20 protein-coding genes are annotated in these 21067 nt (G+C 63.7%); 12 read left to right on the plus strand and 8 right to left on the minus strand.

The genetic code is table 11. The features are described 5' to 3' along the window. Window positions 1-396: 396 nt before the first annotated feature. From BO39_RS31520 to BO39_RS32955, 3 genes are all read right to left on the minus strand, one after another. Complete coding sequence (locus BO39_RS31520) at window positions 397-1473, minus strand: trypsin-like peptidase domain-containing protein (protein WP_084698441.1); 1077 nt, start codon at window positions 1471-1473, stop codon at window positions 397-399. A gap of 9 nt (window positions 1474-1482) precedes the next feature. Further along, entirely contained in the window at window positions 1483-2232 is a 750-nt protein-coding gene (locus BO39_RS35350) for a M12 family metallopeptidase (RefSeq protein WP_156963883.1), read from the minus strand. Between the two features lie 264 nt (window positions 2233-2496). Next, a complete protein-coding gene (locus BO39_RS32955; protein ID WP_156963884.1) occupies window positions 2497-2757 on the minus strand; it encodes a hypothetical protein in 261 nt (86 codons plus the stop codon). Between the two features lie 182 nt (window positions 2758-2939). Here BO39_RS32955 and BO39_RS24145 point away from each other — a divergent pair. Continuing rightward, window positions 2940-4075, plus strand: a protein-coding gene (locus BO39_RS24145; RefSeq protein ID WP_156963885.1) for an IS3 family transposase whose coding sequence is annotated in 2 segments (ribosomal slippage) — window positions 2940-3207 and window positions 3207-4075 — 1137 coding nt in all. Because the reading frame shifts where the segments join, the coding sequence is not laid out codon by codon here. Window positions 4076-4538: 463 nt separating this feature from the next. Next, complete coding sequence (locus BO39_RS31530; protein WP_169742823.1) at window positions 4539-6533, plus strand: DNA/RNA helicase domain-containing protein; 1995 nt, start codon at window positions 4539-4541, stop codon at window positions 6531-6533. Window positions 6534-7322: 789 nt separating this feature from the next. Here BO39_RS31530 and traA read toward each other — a convergent pair. Next, window positions 7323-10604, minus strand: coding sequence for a Ti-type conjugative transfer relaxase TraA (gene traA, locus BO39_RS24160; protein ID WP_211257546.1), 3282 nt, complete (start codon window positions 10602-10604; stop codon window positions 7323-7325). A gap of 5 nt (window positions 10605-10609) precedes the next feature. After that, the gene (locus BO39_RS24165; protein ID WP_052402552.1) at window positions 10610-11065 is read right to left on the minus strand and encodes a GNAT family N-acetyltransferase; all 456 of its coding nucleotides are present in this window, start codon (window positions 11063-11065) and stop codon (window positions 10610-10612) included. Between the two features lie 240 nt (window positions 11066-11305). Here BO39_RS24165 and BO39_RS24170 point away from each other — a divergent pair, with 240 nt between their 5' ends. The 8 genes from BO39_RS24170 (at window position 11306) to BO39_RS24200 (ending at window position 16124) form a co-directional block, all read left to right on the plus strand. After that, the gene (locus tag BO39_RS24170; RefSeq protein WP_043838447.1) at window positions 11306-12403 is read left to right on the plus strand and encodes a DUF4268 domain-containing protein; all 1098 of its coding nucleotides are present in this window, start codon (window positions 11306-11308) and stop codon (window positions 12401-12403) included. Between the two features lie 183 nt (window positions 12404-12586). Continuing rightward, the gene (locus tag BO39_RS24175; RefSeq protein ID WP_052402554.1) at window positions 12587-12940 is read left to right on the plus strand and encodes a conjugal transfer protein TraD; all 354 of its coding nucleotides are present in this window, start codon (window positions 12587-12589) and stop codon (window positions 12938-12940) included. A 7-nt stretch (window positions 12941-12947) separates the two neighbouring features. After that, the gene (traD, locus tag BO39_RS30385) at window positions 12948-13283 is read left to right on the plus strand and encodes a conjugal transfer protein TraD (protein WP_052402556.1); all 336 of its coding nucleotides are present in this window, start codon (window positions 12948-12950) and stop codon (window positions 13281-13283) included. Further along, window positions 13280-14581 carry a type IV secretory system conjugative DNA transfer family protein gene (locus BO39_RS34040; protein WP_281175623.1) on the plus strand — a complete coding sequence of 434 codons (1302 nt, stop codon included), beginning with the start codon at window positions 13280-13282 and terminating at the stop codon, window positions 14579-14581. The genes traD and BO39_RS34040 overlap by 4 nt, the downstream gene beginning before the upstream one ends. Beyond that, window positions 14518-15000, plus strand: a complete 483-nt coding sequence (locus BO39_RS35020; RefSeq protein WP_281175624.1) for a type IV secretory system conjugative DNA transfer family protein — start codon at window positions 14518-14520, stop codon at window positions 14998-15000. The genes BO39_RS34040 and BO39_RS35020 overlap by 64 nt, the downstream gene beginning before the upstream one ends. Before the next feature lie 74 nt (window positions 15001-15074). Continuing rightward, on the plus strand, window positions 15075-15311 hold the full coding sequence (locus tag BO39_RS32960; RefSeq protein WP_043838452.1) for a hypothetical protein: 237 nt from the start codon (window positions 15075-15077) through the stop codon (window positions 15309-15311). After that, on the plus strand, window positions 15312-15638 hold the full coding sequence (locus BO39_RS24195; RefSeq protein WP_043838455.1) for a type II toxin-antitoxin system PemK/MazF family toxin: 327 nt from the start codon (window positions 15312-15314) through the stop codon (window positions 15636-15638). A 141-nt stretch (window positions 15639-15779) separates the two neighbouring features. Beyond that, a complete protein-coding gene (locus tag BO39_RS24200; protein WP_052402555.1) occupies window positions 15780-16124 on the plus strand; it encodes an H-NS histone family protein in 345 nt (114 codons plus the stop codon). 97 nt (window positions 16125-16221) lie between these two features. On the opposite strand, the gene BO39_RS24205 is transcribed toward BO39_RS24200, so the two are convergent. Further along, entirely contained in the window at window positions 16222-16503 is a 282-nt protein-coding gene (locus tag BO39_RS24205; RefSeq protein WP_043838456.1) for a hypothetical protein, read from the minus strand. 908 nt (window positions 16504-17411) lie between these two features. Between BO39_RS24205 and BO39_RS24210 the strand changes: the two genes are divergently transcribed. Then, window positions 17412-18284, plus strand: coding sequence for a replication initiation protein (locus BO39_RS24210; protein WP_043838458.1), 873 nt, complete (start codon window positions 17412-17414; stop codon window positions 18282-18284). A 32-nt stretch (window positions 18285-18316) separates the two neighbouring features. Here the strand turns inward: BO39_RS24210 and BO39_RS24215 are convergent, their stop codons facing one another. Beyond that, complete coding sequence (locus tag BO39_RS24215; protein WP_043838459.1) at window positions 18317-18589, minus strand: ribbon-helix-helix domain-containing protein; 273 nt, start codon at window positions 18587-18589, stop codon at window positions 18317-18319. Then, entirely contained in the window at window positions 18586-19221 is a 636-nt protein-coding gene (gene parA / locus BO39_RS24220) for a ParA family partition ATPase (RefSeq protein ID WP_043838462.1), read from the minus strand. Before parA ends, BO39_RS24215 begins: the two co-directional genes overlap by 4 nt. A gap of 1019 nt (window positions 19222-20240) precedes the next feature. On the opposite strand from parA, the gene BO39_RS24225 reads away from it, so the two are divergent. Continuing rightward, window positions 20241-21067: IS110 family transposase (locus BO39_RS24225; RefSeq protein WP_043838464.1), on the plus strand; the 827-nt coding region annotated here is incomplete at its 3' end.

Consider the following 21067-nt stretch of genomic DNA (forward strand, 5'->3'; position numbering starts at 1 on the left):
GTACCGAGAATAGTCGGCAGCAGCTTGGCGGCGCACTTCCACGATCCGTCAAACGGTCGTTTGACAGTGTGATACAGACGAAACGTCGAACCTCGCGGGGTGCTGCGATCCAGACCGCTGTCGTGGAGACGGCGCACAGGACCATCGCCAGCTGGAAGGCCGCGCTGTAGTTCCCCGTTGCGCCATTGATCGCGCCGGCGACCCATGGCCCGGCCGCGCCGCCGCCGATCGGCCTTATGACCAAAGTGAGCGCGTAGCCGAGGATGCCCTGGGACACAACCATCAATCACAGCCCGCCATCAGCCAAGTATGCCGCAGCCTCACCGTCATACCTCTAAACCCGATGTTGCCGCTCAAACCCGCTCCAGAAGAAAGTTTGATTTCCCGAAATCATTATCAGGGACTGGACTGGACCATCACTCTCAAGATGGCCAGAACATCTATTCTATTATTGTTATTATCCCGCAGATGAAAAGTGTGTCTTAGATTAACAAACCCACCATTTCTACTGGCCAAATCAGCGACTTCTGGAGGTAAATAGATGTTATTTTTATAAATCTCAGAAGAGTTACCGTTTATTGGGAAAGATCCGCCAAGAATTCTTGAATGTGCAACAGCAGCGGAGGCCGGCACGCCAGAGTCAAGAAAGAACTGAGCCGTTTCTGTTTCTAGCTGGACCCCGACAGGCGTGAGGGTAGTAAACACGTAATCAACAGGCCGAAACCCGCCTGGTCGAATTCCTACAGTATCCGGTCTCGTCACCACTCGCAATTGAGCAGGTAGCGGTGCTGTAGTTGAGGTAGTTCCTGCGCCAGCCGAGAACGGCACTTGGATGCCCTGCTCGGCCAGTCTCGATCGAACGCGCGAGAGCGGCGTAATTTGCAGGAAGCCTGGTGTACCCACCACGCCGGCAGTAATAATGCCAACCACCCGGCCGGCTTCGTTGATCACTGGGCCGCCGCTAAAGCCTCCTGCCGCGAGCCCCTCCGTTTGCCATCCTCCCTCAACGCCGAACGCGGCGGTGACCTTTGCCTCGCGACGGTCAAAAGCAAGACCGAAAGGAAAGCCCGCAAAATATAGTATATGGTCTTCTCTTATTGCCTCGGGCACGCCGACCTCAAGCCCTCCGCTCGCAGGCGGAGAAAATGACCGGAATATTGCCACATCGCGGCCTAGATCCTCTACTGATGCTGGATGCGCCTCTTGCCATGGACCTCCTGGATTAGGCCCAAACTCGATCCTCGTTGCCCCGCGCAAAACGTGCGCCGCAGTAAGTAAGAGACCCTGCGAACCGATATAAAATGCTGTACCCCTCTCTGGTTCGGCGAGGCCCGGCTTGGTGACACGGACTGCCATCACCGCCCCGCGCCGCTCAATGGTCCAGAGGCTTTGTGCCGAGGAGACGTTTGTCCAACTGGCGATTGTAATAGCCAAGGCGACCGCGGTTAAGAGGTATCTTGGTCTAGTTAGCATGGGGCGTGCTTAGCCTGGCGGGTAGAGGTAGCGAATTGTCGCCGCGTCAATTACGCTTAGGTCAGGTGGGCGAGACATACTATATATGTTATTGCAATAGTTCATAATCGAGTCCTGATCAAAAGTTTGGCCAACAGCTACAGGGCGAGTACCCCGAAAATCAGGCTTGTTGGCATGATCCTCCTGACACTGTGGTGGCGTATCAGGACGCAGGTGTTCGTGCAAAACTCCAACAGCATGCAAGAACTCATGCCGTGCGATTGCCACAATACAATGCTCTCTAGCTACATGGCAGGGCCATCTTTGAAAAGCGAAGTTCAAAGCCATTTTGGTTGGCAACTCTCTGCCAAAAATTCCCGGTTCGCGCTGTGGACCAACTTGTGATTGCGGATTCTCGTCAGCAATCCGAATCCGAATACCTACGTCGCCTGTGCCGCACGTGGCCCACCCGTAGAAGCGAAGTGCCGAGTGCCTCTCCAAAGATGTCCTAATTGATTGCTGAACAAGGATCTTCTCGGCTGAGAATTGCTCTGCACCAGGTTCCCAGCAAACTGAGATCGTCGGATTTCTCCAACGAGCGTTCCAATCGATATATCCAAATCGCTCTAGAGCGACCGAGCCCCCTTGCAGCTGAACGAAAGGGGCTTCCCCCTCAGGCGGGGAACTCTGCGCATCAGAAAAGTTTGGAATAGCTATCATGAATAGCATTGCGCAATGCGCGAATACTTTGCCCAGGACTGCGGGAAGACATCTTGTCATCCTTGTTTCCTACTTGGAGCATCTCTCCCTCGAAGGATATCCATACAGTCCTCTCAGACACAAGGTCCCCACGAAGTCGCACAGTTTGAGGTGGTCCCCGGATAGTAGCTGCTCAACCCAGGGCGAGGACCGACTGGGCCTGTAGGGTGGCGCGGATGGCCTGACAGACGTCGGTGCCGCTCAAGCTTTTGCAAAGCACTGAACTGAGCTCGCGCCCCTTGCGCCAACCACTTCTTGTGGCTCGAAAAGATCTCGGACGGACACTCAGGCGGCAGCATACTTCGAAGTCGTCAGAACCTCAGTGGGATCGGGATCGCCAGCTACTAAGCCAGCGGCGGAGCGGAAGCGCGAGAAATCGGCAGCTCGATAGCGATCGAAGCGTGGATACGGACTCTCTATTAGCTTTCCCGTCGCCTTATCCTTGCGCTTCCCGTTGAACCATATCGACCTCTTTTCAATATTCTTCCCATTCTTGTTTTGGTTGGCTTCGTGCACGAACTCAGCAAACGACATGATCCACATCACGTCCATTCGTTGCGCTTAAACCACGAAATAGTAGTTCTCCCGGATCTCCGGATGCATGATCGCAACGAAGAGTGCCGCGTCGCCGTCGACGACATCAGAGGTGGCTCGGGGAATCTGGACAGGTTGGATGAGTGGAGTTTCTGCCTGACGGCGGCCGGGATGGCCGCAGATTAGGAGAGACGATGAGCAAGCGAACTCGGCGGAACCATTTCCCGGCCTTCAAGGCGAAGGTGGCGCTGGCTGCTGTGAGGGGCGAGAAGACACTGGCTGAGCTGGCCCAGCAGTTCGACGTACACCCGAACCAGATTACGACCTGGAAGGCCCAGCTCCTGGAGGGGGCTGCCGGGGTGTTCGGTTCCGAGACACGACCGGACGCGGCCCTGCCGGCGGTGGACGTCAAGACGCTTCACGCGAAGATTGGAGAGCTGACGCTCAGCAATGATTTTTTGTCCGGCGCGCTCAGCAAAGCCGGCCTGCTGAGCGCAAAGCGATGATCGACCGCGAGCACGGCTTGTCCGTCGCCAGGCAGGCGAGTCTCCTCGGGATCAGCCGCGGCAGCGTCTACTACCTGCCCCGGCCGGTGTCAGCGGCCGATCTTGCGGTGATGCGCCGGATGGACGAGTTGCACCTGGAGTTCCCTTTCGCGGGAAGCAGGATGTTGCGCGACCTCCTGAACAAGGAAGGTGTCGAGATCGGCCGATGCCATGTTGCGACGCTGATGAAGCGCATGGACATCGAGGCGATCTATCGCAAGCCGAACACCTCAAAGCCGGCGCCGGGCCACAAGATCTACCCGTATCTGCTGAGCGGATTGAAGATTGAGCGCCCGAACCAGGTCTGGGCCATAGACATCACCTACGTGCCCATGGCGCGCGGCTTCGTCTACCTCGTCGCCGTGCTCGACTGGTTCAGCCGCCGGATCCTGTCCTGGCGGGTGTCGATCAGCATGGAGGCGGCCTTCTGCGTCGAGGCACTGGAGGAGGCGATCGTCAGGCACGGCCGACCAGAGATCTGCAACACGGATCAGGGATCGCAGTTCACCAGCCAAGTCTTCACCGAAGTGCTGCTCAAGGCCGGTATCGCCATCAGCATGGACGGCAGGGGCGCCTGGCGCGACAACATCTTCGTCGATCGGCTCTGGCGCTCGGTCAAGTACGAGGAGGTCTACCTGAAGGCCTACGAGACCGTCAGCGAGGCCCGCGCCTCGATCGGCCGCTCTCTGGCCTTCTACAATGGCCGCAGGCCTCATTCGAGCCTCGACCGGCAGACGCCGGACCAAGCATACTTCACCGGGCTCCCGCAGATCGCGGCAGCCTGAACCCGGTAGGGCTCCACTTATACCAGCACCAGCTGCTGTTCAGACAAACCGAGCCACCTCTATCGGCTGAACGTGCCTTGATCTGATCCTCGATGAATTGGTTGTCGCGTTTCCGCACCACGGCATCGATCCCAAAATCGTCAACCAGCGGCACGTAGACGTCGAGGCCCTCCCTCAGCATGCGACCGATCAGCCAATACTCTATACGACGACCAAACCCGGCAGAGTGCCTGTAGCTCTTTTCCACAACCGTCTCCTGGCGCCACACCCATTACCACGCTTCGATAAGGCGCCCTCGGAGGCTTGTGCCGGGCCAACTGCTGAACATTCCGCGTGTCCAAAGGGTGGACAAGGTGGCCCAATACATTCCGCCCCGTTCGACGGCACCGACCCGGGCTATGTTGGGTGCATGAAAACGGGCAATAGTGGTGATGCTGTGGATAGCTTTATTGGGAGGCCCAGTATGATCTGCGCTCTGCACAGTCCGGCAACCTCCTTTATCAGGTTGTGTGCCAAAGGAGGCATCGGCACGACTATTCTTGAAGGATTCCGTGAACGGTTCGGCTATGTGCCGGGCGCTTCCGAGCAGAGATCGTGGGCCGCTTCACTGTCCGCCCTCGCACAGGTCATGGCCGATCACGATGTCGAAGAGGTTGATGTTTTTGTCGAGCTGCAGATGCCTCTGTCGTCTGCCCGTTGCGACGTGCTTCTCGTGGGCCGAAACGAACACAGCCAGCCTACGGCAATTGTCGTCGAGCTGAAGCAATGGAGTTCCGTCTCGCAGTCTGCGCTGCGCGACACGGTTTCCGTACTTGGGCGCCCTGAAACACATCCCTCGGTTCAGACACGCGGATACGTGAACTACCTAAGGAACTTCCATGGCGCATTCGCCGAAGGGCACCTCAGCCTGTTCGGATGCACTTTCCTCCACAACATGACGTCACAAGCCAGCCTGAAGCTTTTGCTCTCCGAGAAGGCGTTCGACACAGCGCCGCGCGAGCATCCTGTGTTTGCAGGAGTAAACCCAGCAGGCCTCGGCGTGTACCTCAAGCGCCACATTGGCGGGGGACACGTTAGCGACGTAGAGGCGCTGATCTTGCGCGCGCGCGTACAACCTTCGACTAAACTGCTGGACCTTGTTGACGCGGCGGTTCAAGGGAATCACGAGTGGCGGCTGCTCGACGAGCAGCTGTTGGCGTTCAATCAAGTCATCTCGCTAGTGGATCAGGCGAAAGCCAAAGCAGGCGGGCGCAATCTTGTGGCAGTTCGAGGCGGTCCCGGAACCGGCAAAAGCGTCATTGCGATTCAACTTCTCGCGTATGCTGCGCGTCAGCGTTGGCGCATCGCGCATGTGACTGGATCCAAAGCGTTTCAGACTGTTCTCCAGGCAAAGACGCAGCATTTCGCCGACGCATTTATTAAGCGGCTCTTCAACACGCGCTACAAGAACAACCTGCCGGTGAAAGAGCTGTTCACCACCTTCCGCGATGTCGCGAAGCTCGGTTCCACCGGCGGGCAACAGCTTGATCTTGTGATCGGCGATGAAGGCCACCGATTGTGGGATCATCGACGGAACGTCCGCACATACCAAGTAGAATGCGACGTGCCGATGATCGAGGAGATGCTGCTAGCAGCGCCAGTAACGGTCATCTTTCTCGATGACGACCAAGGCGTAAGGGCAAACGAGATTGGGTCCGTGCAATACCTGAAGGAACATGCCGAGCGCCTCGGCGTAGACTTCGCCCTTGTTGATCTCACTACGCAGTTCCGCTGCGCGGGAAGCAAGAGCTACCTAGACTGGGCGGAGAGCTGCCTAGGCTTCAATGCGCCGCGCTCCCTCGCGTGGAGAGACTATGGCGGCTACGACTTTCGCATTGCAACCAATGTCCAGAGCATAGTGGACGAGTTGCAGCGTCTCGCCAGCGAAGGCGACCGCTGCCGGTTGGTTGCGGGCTTCTGTTGGCGTTGGAGCGAACCCCGCCCCGATGGATCTCTGCCACACGACGTAACAGACCCGCGCTTCAGACAATGGAGTGCACCCTGGATAGAGAAGGGCGATCGCTACGCCAACCCAAGTAACCATCGCTACTTCCGGTGGGCCAGCGACGAGGATAGGTTTGATCAGGTTGGGTCCATCTACTCAGTGCAAGGCTTTGAGTTCGACTATGTCGGGGTGATTTTTGGCGATGACCTTGTAATCCGAAATGGGCAGTGGTGTGCCGACTTGACCCGGAACAAGGACGCGCAGTTCAAGGAGGATCTGAGGCGTCGCGCATCGCTGGGGCACACTGCCGACGCTGCCGCACAACTTCGGAACATTTATCGTGTGCTTCTGACGCGCGGGATGAAGGGCACCTTTGTGTACTTCCTCGACGACGAAACACGAAGCTTTTTTGAAAAGGCTCTCCGCTCAGCGCACGCCGTGCAAGCCGACCTCCCTGCCGGCAAGGTGGCCTAAACTGGTCGCAAACGGCTCTGTTGCAGAAATCATGATGAGGACGCGGTGGTCCCGCGAGTTGCTTCTCCCAGGTAAGCGCAACGGTGTGGGGCATGCCGAGGCGGTTGAAGGCGTTGAAGATGGCACAGCGGATTTGCACCTGGGCAACCTGACGGGCAGGGTCACGGGCGGCGAGGCGCTTGAGGCGTGACATGGCGGTCTCGGTAAGGCTGCGCTGGTCCGATCCCGGATTATTGAATTACCGGTTAGAAAAGGCCAGCTTTTCCTTATTGATATCACACTTTGTCGGGACTGTTCTTTGCCCATTTCTGCTCCCATTCCGTCCATTGAGACGAGCCGGGCGAAAAAGTATTGATGCCAAAGCGCCCGCAAATTGCCATGGCAGAGAACATGTAAAATCGAGATTTATAAGGATCTTCCAAACCCGTAGCGCATCCTCAAAATCCACCATACTCGGCTTCCGTCAGGGTTTTCAGGAAGCTTTCGAGCGTGTGGCCCCCAGCCTTGAGCGTGCCGCACCACCCGCAGGCATAGTCAGCCGCCGCCCGGAAAGCCTTACATCCGCAGTTCGGGCATCGCCTCGCTTACCGTTCCCTCTCTTGCTCGAAGTCATAGCCCGCCACAGGCCCGCCCCGCTCATATCCCGCCTTGTTCTCGGCAATGCGCCGCTGTTTGACGGCTTCCTCTCGGTCCTCAGCCTGCCCCGGTGGAGGGGACGACACCAGCCGATCTCAAGGCATGCAAAGGATGCAACCTGGCAATTCTGCTTTTGGCCGATTTCTGTCTCGGTCACATCCGCATCCCGCGCCCTCGGCTGAAACCCAGACGCTCCTGCTGTGCCTCGCGCTGCTGCTCCTGGGCGCGCTCCCGTGTCTCCATCCCGAGCCGCCCGTCCAGCTCCGCCGCCAGCACGCGTCCGGCCGCAGCCATCCCCGCACGTGGCCGATCCACCGCTTCCTCGCCTAGCCCTGCCGCCCGTCCCGCGCTCCGCCGCAGCTCGCGCACGCCCTGCTCGCCCAGCCGCCGCCCCGCCGCCTCCGCAAAGGCCCGCAATTCCGCCGCGACTTTCGGCTTCGCGACTACCTCCTGCGCCCACACCTCACCCACGGCACTTCTCCTCTCGAAGGCAAGGGTGCTGTACCGGTCCGTTCGCGCCGCCTCCCGCTGCTCCGGCGTTCCCGCCCCTTCCACCGCCCGCACCGCTGCCCACGCAGCTGGCGACAGGCCAGGGATCTCCACCGCATCGCACCGCTTCTGCGCCTCGACCTCGCGGACGTAGCGATCCGCTGCCCTCCCCTCCTTTTCGCGCAGCCGCACCAGCCCAGGACCGATCGAGCCCGAGCAGCGATGGGCCGCCTCCCGCTCCGCTTTCGCCGCAGCCGAGGCGAACCACCCCGTCTTGCCCCGCAGCTCGCCCAGCAGCTCCGGCCCTCTGTCCCCGAGCGTCCGCTCCGCCCCGAGCGGCCCGCCTTCGGTCTTCTCCAGCGCATGAAGGCGCTGCCGCGCCTCGGCCGGGTCGCGATAAGTGACGTCGAGCCAGACTGTCAGGTGGTGCTTCTCGTGCTGCACCCCATGGTCCCGGGCGACCGCTGCAGCGACCTCACCGGCCGTCGTGCCCCGCCCCAGGCTGTCACGGCCCCAAGGGTCCTGGTGCGCCAGTAGCAACGGCGCCACCCTCTCCGGCTCCGGCCGCACGACCACGATCTCGCTCGCGGGCGCCAGCGGGTGCAGCCCGCGCCGCTCCGCGAAGGCCGCGACGTGCCGCGCCTGCTTTTCCTCCGACCTGTCCCGCCCCGGCGCCGCGTAGTCCAGCGTCGTGTCCTTTGCCCGCTCCCGGCCCAGGGTGTGCCCCAGCCCATCCCGGCTTCCCATCGCCTCGGCCGACCAGTGCAGCTGCACGCCCTCGCGGTGCCGTGTCAGGGCGACGTAGGCCATGTGCCGGTCCATCCCCGCCCCGGCCAGCACGTGCGCCCGGTCCACCGTCACGCCCTGCGCCTTGTGCACTGTCGCGGCATAGCCGTGGTCCAAGTGGTCGTAGTCGCGGAGGCTGAACGTCACTGTCCTCCCCTGCCCTGCCTGCCCGCCGGCCCCATCCAGCGCCACTGTCAGCCGCTCGCCTCCGGCCTCCACCGCCAGCACCGTGCCCAGCGTGCCGTTTTTCACCGCCATGCCGCCGCGCCCGTCCGGCCCTGCCCCCAGTGCCCTCTCGTTGCGGAGGAACATGACCCGCTCGCCGGCCGCCATCGCCCGCTCGCCGCGCTCCGTCGCGACCTGACGCTCCTCGCCCAGCTCGCCCGCCTCCTGCAGCCGGTCGCGCGCCAGACTATTCAGCGCTGCCACGTCCGCCCGCGTGTGCGCCAGCATGATCTGGCTCGCCTGTGGATTCTCCTGACGCCCCACAGCCCAGCCCGCCACCAGCGCCGCACGCGCTGCATCCTGGCTGCGGTGGCCCACCACCATGCCGGCCGCCTCGTAGCGCCCCAGCGCCGCCGCCGTGCGCCCCGTCGCCAGTTCCCGCGTGGCCTCTCGCTGCCATTCCTCCCGCTGCCGCCGCACCTCGGCGATCTCTGCTGCCCCGTGCCGCTCCGCCAGTGCCCGGAACGCCGCCCCGGCCTCGATCGCCTGCAACTGCTCGGGGTCGCCCACCAGCACCACCTTGGCGCCGGCCTCGTGGGCAGCAGAGAGCACCCGCTCCATCTGCCGCGAGCCCACCATCCCCGCTTCGTCCACCACCAGCACGTCGCGCGACGCCAACCGGTCTGCCTCGCGGCCTTCCTTCCAGCTCCACTCCAGGCTCGCCAGCGTACGCGACCGTATACCCGAGCCCGCCTCCAGCCCCTCTGCCGCAATGCCGGACAAGGCCGCACCGCGCACCCGGTAGCCCCGCGCCTCCCACACCTCCCGCGCCACCCCCAGCATCGCGCTCTTGCCCGTGCCGGCGTAGCCCACCACCAGCCCCAGGTCCCCACCCGCCGTGATGTGCTCCACCGCCCGCTGCTGCTCCTCCCCCAACCACAGCCCGCCCTTGGCCGCGACGCGCATCGCGCAGTCCACCGCCCCCGGGGTGGCCCGGTGCGCCCAAGTCCCAGCGAGCGCCGCCCCGGCCGCCTCCATGCGCTGCTCGGCCACCAGCATCCCTTGCGTGCTGAACCGCTCCCGCCCGCGTCCGTCCTCCCCGACGCGCACCAGCTCCGGCGAGGCCTCCACCTTCGCCATCACCTGCCCGAACTGCTCCGCCCCATCTGTGTGCCGCGAAACGAAGCGCGCCAGATCGTGCCGGGTGAAGGTGGACTGCTGCCGCGTCAGGGCATCCAGGGCGACGCTCGGGTCCGCCGCGATCCGTTCCCCGTTCCGCCGTGCGATGCCGTCGTGCTCGGCCCGACGCTCTGCTGCCTCGCCCCGCTCCGCCCGCCGAGTCCCAGCCCGCCCCACCTTGTGCTGCGGCTCCAGTGGGATGCCCTGCTCGGCCAAGCTTCGGTGGTCAATGCGCGCGTCGTGCCCCAGCTCGTGCAGCCGCTCGTTCGCCAGCTCTGCCCAGCGCTCGCGCCAGCCCTTCAGCAGTTCCGTCCGGTTCCAGTCCCGCTCCTTCGGCCCGAAGCCCGCCTCCCCCGCTGGTCCGCTACCCGCCTCCACCCACCGCATGGTCAGCATGACGTGCGCGTGCGGCTGCGCCTCGCCGTCGGCACCCATCCCCCAGTGCACGTTCAGGTCCGCCGCCATGCCCCGCGAGACGAATTCTTCCTGCACGAAGTCCCGCGCCAGCGCGATTGCCTCGGCCTTCGACAGCTCGCGCGGCAGCGCCACCTCCACGTCGCGTGCGAGTTGGGCATCGCGTCGCCGCTCACCCGTCTCCACCTCGTTCCAGAGAACCTCGCGGTCATGCCAGCGCTCCGGCGCCCCCTCAGGCAGGAGGACCTCCGAATGCACGACACCGCTCTTGGCCGTGAAGTCGTGCGTGTGGCCGAGGCGCTCATCATTCAGCCGCTCCGCCGCGCGGTAAGCTGCGGCAGCAACCGCTGACCGTCCCGTGGCCCGCGAGATCACCTTGGCGGAAAAGTGGTAGATCGCCACCTCGCCTACCTCGCCATGGTCTTGCTCGCTGCCGCGCCTGCCTCCGGGCTGACGAACCGCTTGCGCATCCAGAATCGCTGATGGCCCGGTGGATGGTCCTCGATGATGCCGAACACCTCATAGCCGAGCTTCCGATAGAAGCCCGGCGCTTGGAAGCTGTAGGTATCCAGGTGAGAGCCAAGGCAGCCGCGCGTCTGTGCCTCAGTCTCGGCCGCTAGCAGCACGCGGGTGCCCAGCCCGCTGCCACGCAGCGTCTCCGGCAGCCAGAACAACTCAACAAACAGCCAAGCTCCCGACGTGCGCCCGGTCAGACCGCCCACCACCAAGCCCGCCTCATCTCGAACGAGGACGGCCAGGGGCATACCGACTACGCCTGCTTCGGCTCGGATGAAGTCCAGCAGGCCGGACAAGATGACGTCGCGGTCTGCTTCCGTGGCTGCTGCCGTGACCTCAATCTGCACCGGTGCCGCTTGCTCCGCTTTAACCTCAAGGGAGGTTAGCGGCGCTGACCTTTGTGAGCCACCCCGGACGGCCTCCGTTCCGCGCACGTCACGCAGTGACGTATAAGCGCGCATTTCCCTCGCTTTGCTCGCCCATGACGGCGGGCTCGGGGTCTGCTGCCTCTCCGTTCCTGCCATCCCTAGTGGAGGACACTAAGGAGCGTATAATGGTGCCGCCTGGAATATGCCGGAGTTGGCTCAGTGACGTTGTACTGGGTAGCAGACCAGAAGCTTGAACCGGTGCCGACTACCTCCTTCGTCAACGAGAGAATGCTCGAACGTCGGGACCTGCAACGTCTGCTGAAGTCCGACATCTCGCCCGTGGGCGACGACCTTATGGTTCTCGCCGAGGAGTTCGGCGACTGGGAGGACAGCACCCGCCGCATCGACTTGCTGTGCCTCGATCGGGAAGCGCGCCTGGTCGTTGTCGAGATCAAGCGCACCGAAGACGGCGGCCACATGGACCTTCAAGCGGTCCGCTATGCCGCCATGGTGTCGAACATGACTCTCGATCAAGCCGTCGGGGCGCACGCCCGCTATCTCGGCGGCGATGATGGTCCGGTCAGGGCCGAGAAGAGCGTCCTCGAGTTTCTTGGGCTCTCTTCCATCGAGGAGGTCGAGCTAACAGACGAGGTTCGCATCGTCCTTGTTTCGGCAGACTTCTCGACCGAGGTGACGACCTCCGTACTGTGGCTGAACAAGCGCGGACTGGACGTCACCTGCATCCGCCTCAGGCCCTATCGCCTGGGCGAGCAAGTGCTGGTGGACGTGGCACAGATCGTCCCGCTGCCAGAGGCTGGGGACTACGAAGTTCGGGTGAGGGCAAAGGCCGAGGAAACCCGCAAGGTCCGGACGGTGCGTCAGGAGGTCCGCCGCCGCTTCTGGGCACAGCTTATCGAGCGCTCGCAAGCGAGGACGTCCCTATATGCCAGCCGCAGCACGACGAGCGATTCATGGCTTGCGGCAGGACTGGGCCGTAGCGGCTTCAACTTGAACATCACGATGACTGCTGATGTCGGCCGAGTTGATTGTTACATTAACATCGGTAGCGACCCCGTGCGCACCACCGCTGCCTTCAAGGCATTGCTGGTACAGCGCGAGGTCATCGAAGCCGCTTTCGGTGCAAGCCTCGACTGGGAGGAGATGCCGGGCCGCTTAGGCTGCCGGATCATCTACAATCTGGAGGGTGGTTGGCGCGTGCCGGAGGCGGAATGGCCGGCCATGCAGGATCGGCTCATCGACGCGGCCATACGGCTTGAGAAGGCATTGAAGGCACCGGTTCAAGCTTTCCGGGGCTGACCTTACAAGGCGCGCCGCACGATGAGGTGTTAGGCATCAGCCGCAGCATCGTCACGCGGGCGGCTTGTTCCCGCTGCGGCGTATGCAGCGCATTTTCCCTGTGGCATCGCTCGTCGTGAACAGCCCGTGAACCCGAGAGGGCGGCCACTGCGGCTCGCTGGCCGATGGAGTGAGGATCCCACTATGGCGCCACGCCGCCCGCGCGACATTGAGGCCGAACTCAAGGCCCTCCAGGACAAGGCCCGACAGCTCCGCACAAGGCAGAAGTCCCAGCTTGGCGAACTGCTCCTCTCCACCGGCGCCGCCGACGCCCTCGACCCCGACACCCTCGCCGGCCTCCTCCTCCGCGGCATTGAGCAGGCCAAGTCCGACCCCAAGGCCGTCGAGGGCTGGCGCAAGCGCGGCGAGGCCTTCTTTCGCCGCGAGCGTGAAGCCGCTGCCAGCGCCGACGGCGGCAGCAGCGCCAACGACCCGGCGCCCGCTTCCGAGCCTCAGGGCCGAGTTGCTCCGCCTCCGCCACGCCAGGCAGCGGAGTAGCCAAGCCATCGCACGGGCCGAGGCTGTTCAGGCCCGCTCGGACACCCGCGACTGGGCCAGGGCACGCCGCGACCGCACCCGCCACCTCATCGAGCTCGGCGGCCTCGTCGCCAAGGCAGGATTGGTGGAGCTGGTGGACGACGACCGCGCCACCCTCCTCGGCGCCCTCCTCGAACTCGCCGCCCACCTGCAGGATGGTGACGACGAGGCGACGCCCGCCCAGCTCCGCGCCCGCTGGCGCCACGCCGGCCTCCGCGCCTTCCACCAGGAGCGCGAGGCCGAGGCAGAGGCCGCACGCCTGCCGCAGGTTGGAGGAACGGCAGTGGAGCGGGGCTCCGCGTGAGCGCATTCCTCGCCACCTCCCGCCGCGCCCTCACCTTTGCCCTCTTCCTGCCGGCCGCCCTCCTCCTGGCCCTCTTCCGCACCGACAAGGGTGCCTTGATCGGCTTCCTCCTCGGCCTTCTCGGCGCGGCCGCCTGGCACCTCTTCCTCCCCGTCGTCATCGACCACGGCGTCTTCCGCTGGGGCGCCAAGATCGGCATCGCACTCGGCGCCCTCAGCGGCCTCGTCTCCTCCCTGCGTGAGACCTTCCTCGCGCCCCCTCCCCTCACCTCTCACGGCTCCGCACGATGGGCCTCGCCCGGGGAGAGCGCCGCCCTGGCGCTCGCCCGCGGCGCCGGGCAACAGGGCCTCTCAGGCCTCCTCGTCGGCCGTGAGGCCGCCGGCAAGCGCCGCCTCCTCGCCTATGACGGCCCCGCCCACCTCATCACCATCGCCCCCACACGCTCCGGCAAGGGTGTCGGCACCGTCCTCCCCAACCTGCTGCTGGCCCGCCGCTCCGTCCTCTGCATCGACCCCAAGGGCGAGAACGCCCGCATTGCATGCCGCGCCCGGCGGCGCTTCGGGCCCGTGCACGTGCTCGACCCCTTCGGCGTCTCCGGACAGCCCGCCTCTCGCTACGACCCGCTCGCCGTCCTCGACCCGGTCTCTCCCGACCTCGCCGAGGACGTGGCGACGCTGGCTGACGCTCTCGTCTATGACCCGCCGGGCCAGGTCGGGGAGGCCCACTGGAACGAGGAAGCCAAGGCTCTCATCGCCGGCATCCTGCTGCACGTCGCTACCTCTGAGCCGCCCGAGCGCCGCCGCCTCGCCGCCCTGCGCGACGCCCTCACCCTACCCCCGGCCCGCTTCCAGGCCCTCCTCGCCGACATGGCCGCTTCCCCTGAAGCCGGCGGCCTGGTCGCCCGCGCCGCCAACCGCCAGCTCGGCAAGTCCGACCGCGAGGCCGCCGGCGTCCTCTCCTCCGCCCAGCGCCACACCCACTTCCTCGACGGGCCCCGCATCGCCGCCGCCATGGACGGCGCCGACTTCCGTTTCGAGGATCTCAGAAGGGGAGTCGGGAGCGTCTTCCTTGTGCTCCCGCCCGACCGCCTCGACACCTACAGCCGCTCCGCCTCCTCGTCGCCCAGGCCATCCAGCATCTCGCCCGCAGCGCCATGGGGTCACCCGCACTGCAGGCGGGTCCCCTCCCCTCCGGCGCGGCTGGCACTGCCCCGAGCCTCGGCTCACGCCCGCCCGTGCTCTTCCTGCTCGACGAGTTCGCCGCCCTCGGCCGCCTCGACCCCGTCGAGCGCGCCATAGGCCTCATGGCAGGCCTCGGCATCCAGCTCTGGCCCATCCTGCAGGACCTGCACCAGCTCCGCGCCACCTACGGCCAGCGCGCCGGTACCTTCCTCTCCAATGCTGGCCTCGTGCAGGTCGCCTCCCCTGCCGACCTCGAGACCGCCACTTGGCTCTCCCGCACCCTCGGCAGCGGAACAGTGGCCTACGAGACCGCCTCCGCCTCCAGCAGCCACCCGGCCTTCTTCTCCGGTGGCCATGCGAGCGAAAGCGAGGGCACCAGCACCCACCTCGCCGCCCGCCCCCTCCTCACCCCCGACGAGGCCATGCGCCTGCGGCCTGACCGCCAGGTCCTCCTCCGGCCCGGGCACCGACCCGCCCTCGCCGCCAAGCTGCGCCACTACGAGGACAGGGAGTTCAGGGGGTTCTTCGATTCATAGGACGATCCCCATGTCCCTGCAGGCATTGGCTGCGCATCGATGAGGCGTGGTAAGGTGCCTGTCCTGGAGGAACCATGAGCAGGATCGCCCTCGACGCCCAAGCTGGGCAGGTCTCGGCCGAACTGGCCCGCCGCGGTATCGCGGCGAAGACCCGCGTGCACGTGCTGGTTGAGGTGGTGGAGGGCGAGGAGGACGCCCTGCCGATGGCCGCCCTGGCCGAGGCGGGCGGGGCCTTTGCATGGCTCGCTGAGGAACCGGACCTTTACGGCGACACGGATCTCGTTGAAGCGATGCCGCGGCCAGCCGGCTAGGTGTTCCTCTTCGGCAGCATCGTCCTCACGCGGTTTCCCTTCACCGACCTCTCGGGCGACAAGCGTCGGCCCGCTCTCGTCGTGTCGCGCGATAACGGGCGCCGGACAGATCTGGTGGTGTGTTTCATCACCTCCGTGCCCCGCTCTGGACCAGACATGGCTCCAATTGAGCCGACACTCGGCACGGGTCTAAAGGTTCCTTCCGTCGTGCGTTTCGACAAGCTCGCGACGCTGGATCTCGGTGTCATCGCCGGCAAGCTTGGCGAAGCAACACCTGAATGGCTCGCTTCTCAGCGTAACACCTTTTTCGGAGTCTTCGGCTTTTAGAAGACCTGATCGAAGCTGAACCGCACCCAATTGCAATCGAGAAAGGGAAAAATTTCGCAGTTCCGCTGTTGCTAAAATGGCAAGAAATACATAATGCGAGCGGAGGCAAATTGAGCCCCACCACTTCATAGGTAATGCAGAATGGCTAAAAGCAGCATCAACCTCGACAATCTGAGCGTCCCCGAGCTGAACCAGCTGATCGAGGACGCCAAGACGGCGCTCGACGGCAAGAAGCAGGGCGCCAAGGCTCAGCTGATCGAGGAGATGCGCGAGAAGGCCGCCCAGCTCGGCCTGGAGCTGGGTGATCTCCTGGACAAACCCGGTCCGCGCACGAACGTCCGCAAGCCCCGCAGCGACGTTGGTAAGGCTGTAGCCGCCAAGTACCGCAGCCCCGAGGGCGAGACCTGGACCGGCCGCGGCCGCATGCCGCGTTGGCTGACCGAGGCCATCCACCACGGCAGGGCCAAGGAAGACTTCGCGGTCTGAGGCAACCGGTACGCCCGCTGCGGCGCACCCCCTCCCCTTCCGGAAGGCAACCGCTGCCGCGGTGTCGAGGAGCCGGCCTAGCAGCCCGCGCAAGGCGTTAGTTCAGTCGATAGCACTGCGACGTCGTCTCGGCCGTGCCGCGCATGCCGCCAGCGGGGCGCACCTCGCAGGCCACGTACTTGCCGCTCCGCTCCAGCGTGAAGCTCGGGCCCGTGGCCGAGATGATGCGGTGTCCACCGTTCAGCAGCGCGCTCATCGGCTGGTCCACCGCCTCCCAGGTCGTGACCGGGCGCGGCGGCGCGGCCGGGGCCGGCGTCTGCGCCTTAAGGGCCGCGGTTGTGACGGAGAGCAGAAAGGTGGATAGAAGGAGGTGCTTCATGCCCGCTGTCCTAGACGAAGCGGGTCGGCTAGGGCACCGGCCGGATCCTCACGATGCCTTAGTAATTCGAGGATCGTAGGCCCAAAGACGCAGCTTGCGTGCCCTGATACCCGCGCTGGCTGGGTGCAGCGGCGACAACCTGACATACGCATGCCCCTGCTTGTTATAATGTCAGACAGTTATGATGTTCGTAGTATCATATGCTAACATGTTCACACTCGAACTTGCCTTCTTGTTGAATGTTGCTAGAGGCGAGAAACGGCCTTCTTGCCCCAAGCAAGATTTCTCATCCGAAAAGCGTAGCGGAATGCGAAGGTGGCGAAGCCGGAACCGGACTCATGAACAGGCACGAAGCACCAAGCATGGCGAGGATCTACCTTTTGCGGAGCAAGAATGTTCACATGATATCATGCTATCATGATATCATGATAGCATGTGAAGGAGTGAGAGAGATAATTGCCGATAGCACAGGGTCTTCCCGACTCACGCAGTTCTCGGTCGGATAGGGACAGCAGGCGAACTCGCGCGCTCTCAATGCGGCTTTTTACCAGTGCTTCCTGGTACGCCATGAGTCGGTCAGCTCTTTTTCCACAGCCTCCGTCATTCAAGTAGATTCTTAGATTCAAGAATTCGAAGATTCATCCGCTAATCCGCTTGCGAGAACAAGGGCTTGCCGAGCCAACTATGAGGTTATCGGGGCCTCCTATGAGGAATCCGGGCAGGGGAGACGGTTCCTGTGAGGAAACCGGGGAAAGGTATGAGCGATCCGGGGCGTTACTGTGAGGTCTTCGGGCAAGGCAGCGCGAATTATCCACAAGACCATTGTCAAGAATGAGAAGTTCGGGGTGGCAAGTATGAGATTTTCGGGGAGTTGTTCTCATACTTGGCAACGGTTGGTATCATCGGGCATGTCCGAAGCGCCGATTCTCACGTTGGCCCTGACGCCGCGCGGTCAGGAAGCAGTCAAGCCTGCCGAGCTGATCCAGGTGACGGGTCACCATGAGCTTACCCTGAACGCCCGCCGCGCGATTACGGTGCTTTGGCATCACGCGCACATGCAGGGCGTGACGGAGGGCAAGCGGTACACTGTTGAGATTGATGAGCTGAAGCCCGCCGGTCACAAGGGCTATGAGATGGTCGAGGAGGCCATCGAGGCGTTGATGCGGACACTGCTGGTGGTCAAGCTGCCCAACGGGAAAACGCGTCGTGTCCAGTTCCTCGGCGGCAATGATCTGGACAGTCCCGACCGCCCGGCGGGCGTACTGACGTACAGTTTCGATGCCATGCTGATCGAAATCCTGCAGAAGTCGACGATATGGGGCAAGATCGCGCTGCCGATCATCATGTCGTTCAGCTCAAAATATTCTGTATCGCTCTATGAGAACGTGGCGCAGGTCGCAAACCTGTCTTTCAAGACCCAGATCGAATATAGTCTTGATGATTTCCGAGCCATGCTGGGGGTGCCGCCGGGTAAGTATAAGACCTTCGGTGAGCTGAACATGCATGTCCTCAAGCCTGCTGTGGCGGAGGTCAATGCGCTGGCCCCGTTCGGCTTGGCCGTCCTCCCGGTGAAGCAGGGCAAGAAGGTCGTGAAGGTGAACGTCGGTTGGTGGCGCAAATCCGACGAAGAGCTGCAGTCGGCCTATCGGGAAGGGCAGGCGTCCAAGGTCGGACGGAAGGAGCGGATCTCCGGCAAGGCGGAGCATGTGCTTTCCCCGATGCCCTCACAGGAGCGCCTCCGGCGCCGTTCCCCGAAAACCTCACTCTTGTCCGCGAAGTAGGGCAGGGAAGACGCTCCCCGAATATCTCATACTTAGGCCCGCGCGATCGGGCTTTCCCCGTAATGCTCGAACAGCATGTTCAATGCCTCGGCCAAAAGGGCTGCCTGAGACTTGTCCTGACGGGCCGCCATGATGGCGAGCTGCTTCCGTACCTCTGGATCGAAGTAGGCGCTGATAGCGACCTTACCGGCGCGGGAAGGCGGCTGGACGGTCTGTGACGCGGCCTGAACCGGGACAGGGGGCGCGGGCAGCGTCTCCGGGCGCAGCGCCTTCAGTCCGGCGGCGAAGTTCGGCTTCGTACTCATGCAGGCACCCTCTCAAGCTGCTTGGCGGTCCACTTGTGAAGCTTTTTGATCTCGGCCGCCGCCTTGCCGTCCGGCTCAATCTCCTGTGCCGCTTGCCCAGTGATGAAGCAGCGGTTGTAGGCGACACGCTCTCCGATCTTCACCGGGGCGACGGGAAGCCCAAGGTGGTCCCGGATTGTCTTCTCGGCCTCGACTGCGGCCATGGTCGAATGGTGCTGCACCCCATTGAGGACCGCGAAGGCGTGGACTTGGGTGAGCTTCACCAAGTTGATCGTCTTGCTCATGGCCCGGAGGTCCATGATCGACGGCTGGCAGGGGATCAAGACCAGATCCGCAAGGCGGATGGCGTCCATGACCGTACCTTCCGAATGCGGCGCTGTGTCGAGGATCAAGATGTCCGCCCCAATCTCCTTCATCTGCTGGGCGGTCTTGGCCAAGCGAGAAGGCTGGATGCTCTGGACGTGCGGGAACTCGGCCTGGCGGGCGTCACCCCACTCCGCTGCGGAGGCCTGCGGGTCGAGGTCGAGGAGGACAACGTTCTGCCCAGCCTGCGTAAAGGCCACGGCCAGATGACAAGCGAGGGTCGTCTTACCGACACCACCCTTCTGGTTCGTCAGTGCGATAGTGCGCATGTGAACATGCTCCCGTGTGAACCTGTTATGAAGCTCACGCGGGTCTGGCGTCAATCGCCGGATGCGGGTTCCAGCGTCAGCCCTTTTGGACCGTCCGACGCATGGGCTCTCCAGTAAGCCCGGCCCCAACGATGGCACTTTCGCCCGCCCCCATTTACGCTGTTGGGCCGGACGGGCGGTTGTCGACCCACCCGCGCTAAGAGGAAGTTGCAGCAGGCCACCACTGTTCCGGCGCTCTCCGGAATCGTCGTCCAACGGCGCGGGCCAGAAGCAATCCACCCGCCCGGCCGCGCCAGGAGGCGGGCCGCGGCCGTAAGCCGCTCCTCGGTGAGCGAGGCGTGCAGTTCCCAAAGCAGGCAGCGCGGGGCAGGAGCCTCACCAGATGGGAGGCTTTCGCACGTCATAACGGAATTACAACGTAGATGTGGGAGTGTAGCGGAAGACCTCGCCGATCATCTCGTCAACGAAGGCGCCTCTACGCCCTGCCGGCAAAAAGAAGGCGGCACCCGAGGGCACCGCCGAGTTTAGGGAGGAAACGTCCAAGAAAGCAGCAACCCGACGACAAAGGATTGCTGCGCTGCACAACGCGGCCCTCCGCCGTGCCGACCGCAAGCGAAAACGCCAATCCAGGACAACATCGCCCCTCAAGGAAGAATGTAAGGAGGCCAAACGGTCGTTTGGCTAGCGACCGGAGGAAAAGTCAGTTTACGGCACCGGTTCGACCGGCATTGGGCACTGTTGCAGAAATCGGCGCGAGCATGTGGCTTGGTCTTTGATGGTTTGATCAGGCCACATCCTCACGCCGATTTCTGCAACTGTGAGTGTACGGTCGTGGCCTGGAGGGCCTGACCCTTTATGCAATTGACCTCGTGTCATGGCGTTGATGTGTCGACCCTCCAGGCTGCACCTGCCGGTCGAGCGGCTCGTGACTTCATAGGAGCTTGAGGGCACCCATCCCGTCACAGTTCTGTCCAGCCCCTTGGTCGTCAGGCCCTCCGTTCGGCCCGGAGCCTCACGCCATGAGCGACACTACACCCGATGCCAGCGTCATCATCGGCGTCGACACGCACAAGTCCTCCCACGCCGCCGTCGCGATCAGCGCGCTCGGTGCCCGCCTCGGAAGCCTGTCCATTCCCGCGAGTAGCCGCGGGTACCAGGCTCTACTGGACTGGGCACGTTCCCTCGGCCTGATCTGCGCCTTTGGCGTCGAGGGGACCGGATCCTATGGCGCTGGCCTGTCCCGGTTCCTCAGCGAACACGGTCATCCCGTCCTCGAGGTCAGCCGGCCCAGTCGCCAGCTCCGGCACCAGAGGGGCAAGGACGATATGGTGGACGCCGAGAGTGCCGCTCGCAGCGTCCTGGCCGGCCAAGCGACGGCGCTACCGAAGTCCGGGACGAGCACGGTCGAGATGATCCGCCATCTCAAAGTGGCCCGCGACGCCGCGGTCAAGGCGCGGAGCCAAGCCATGCAGGCGCTCAAGGCCATCATCGTCAGCGCGCCCTCGGCACTGCGCGAGCACCTCGAACGCCTGCGCGGCAAGATGACGCTGCTCCGGCATCTCGCCGCCCTGCGTCCAGGCCCTCTCACCTCGACCACAGCCTCTGCCAAGACCAGTCTGCGTGCCATCGCTCGCCGCTGGCTGGCCCTCGACGCCGAAGTCAGGGACCATGACCATGATGCCAGCCTCGGAAGGCTGACCCAGAGCCTCGCACCGGAGTTGATGCAGGCCCACGGCATGAGCACGGGCACCGCGGCCGAGATGCTCATCCTCGTCGGCGACAACCCCGAGCGCATCCACTCCGAAGCGGCCCTGGCCAAGCTGTGCGGCGCCTGTCCCGTCCCGGC

Origin of the sequence: Roseomonas aerilata DSM 19363, from assembly GCF_000711725.1 — a bacterium.
GTDB lineage: Bacteria > Pseudomonadota > Alphaproteobacteria > Acetobacterales > Acetobacteraceae > Roseomonas > Roseomonas aerilata.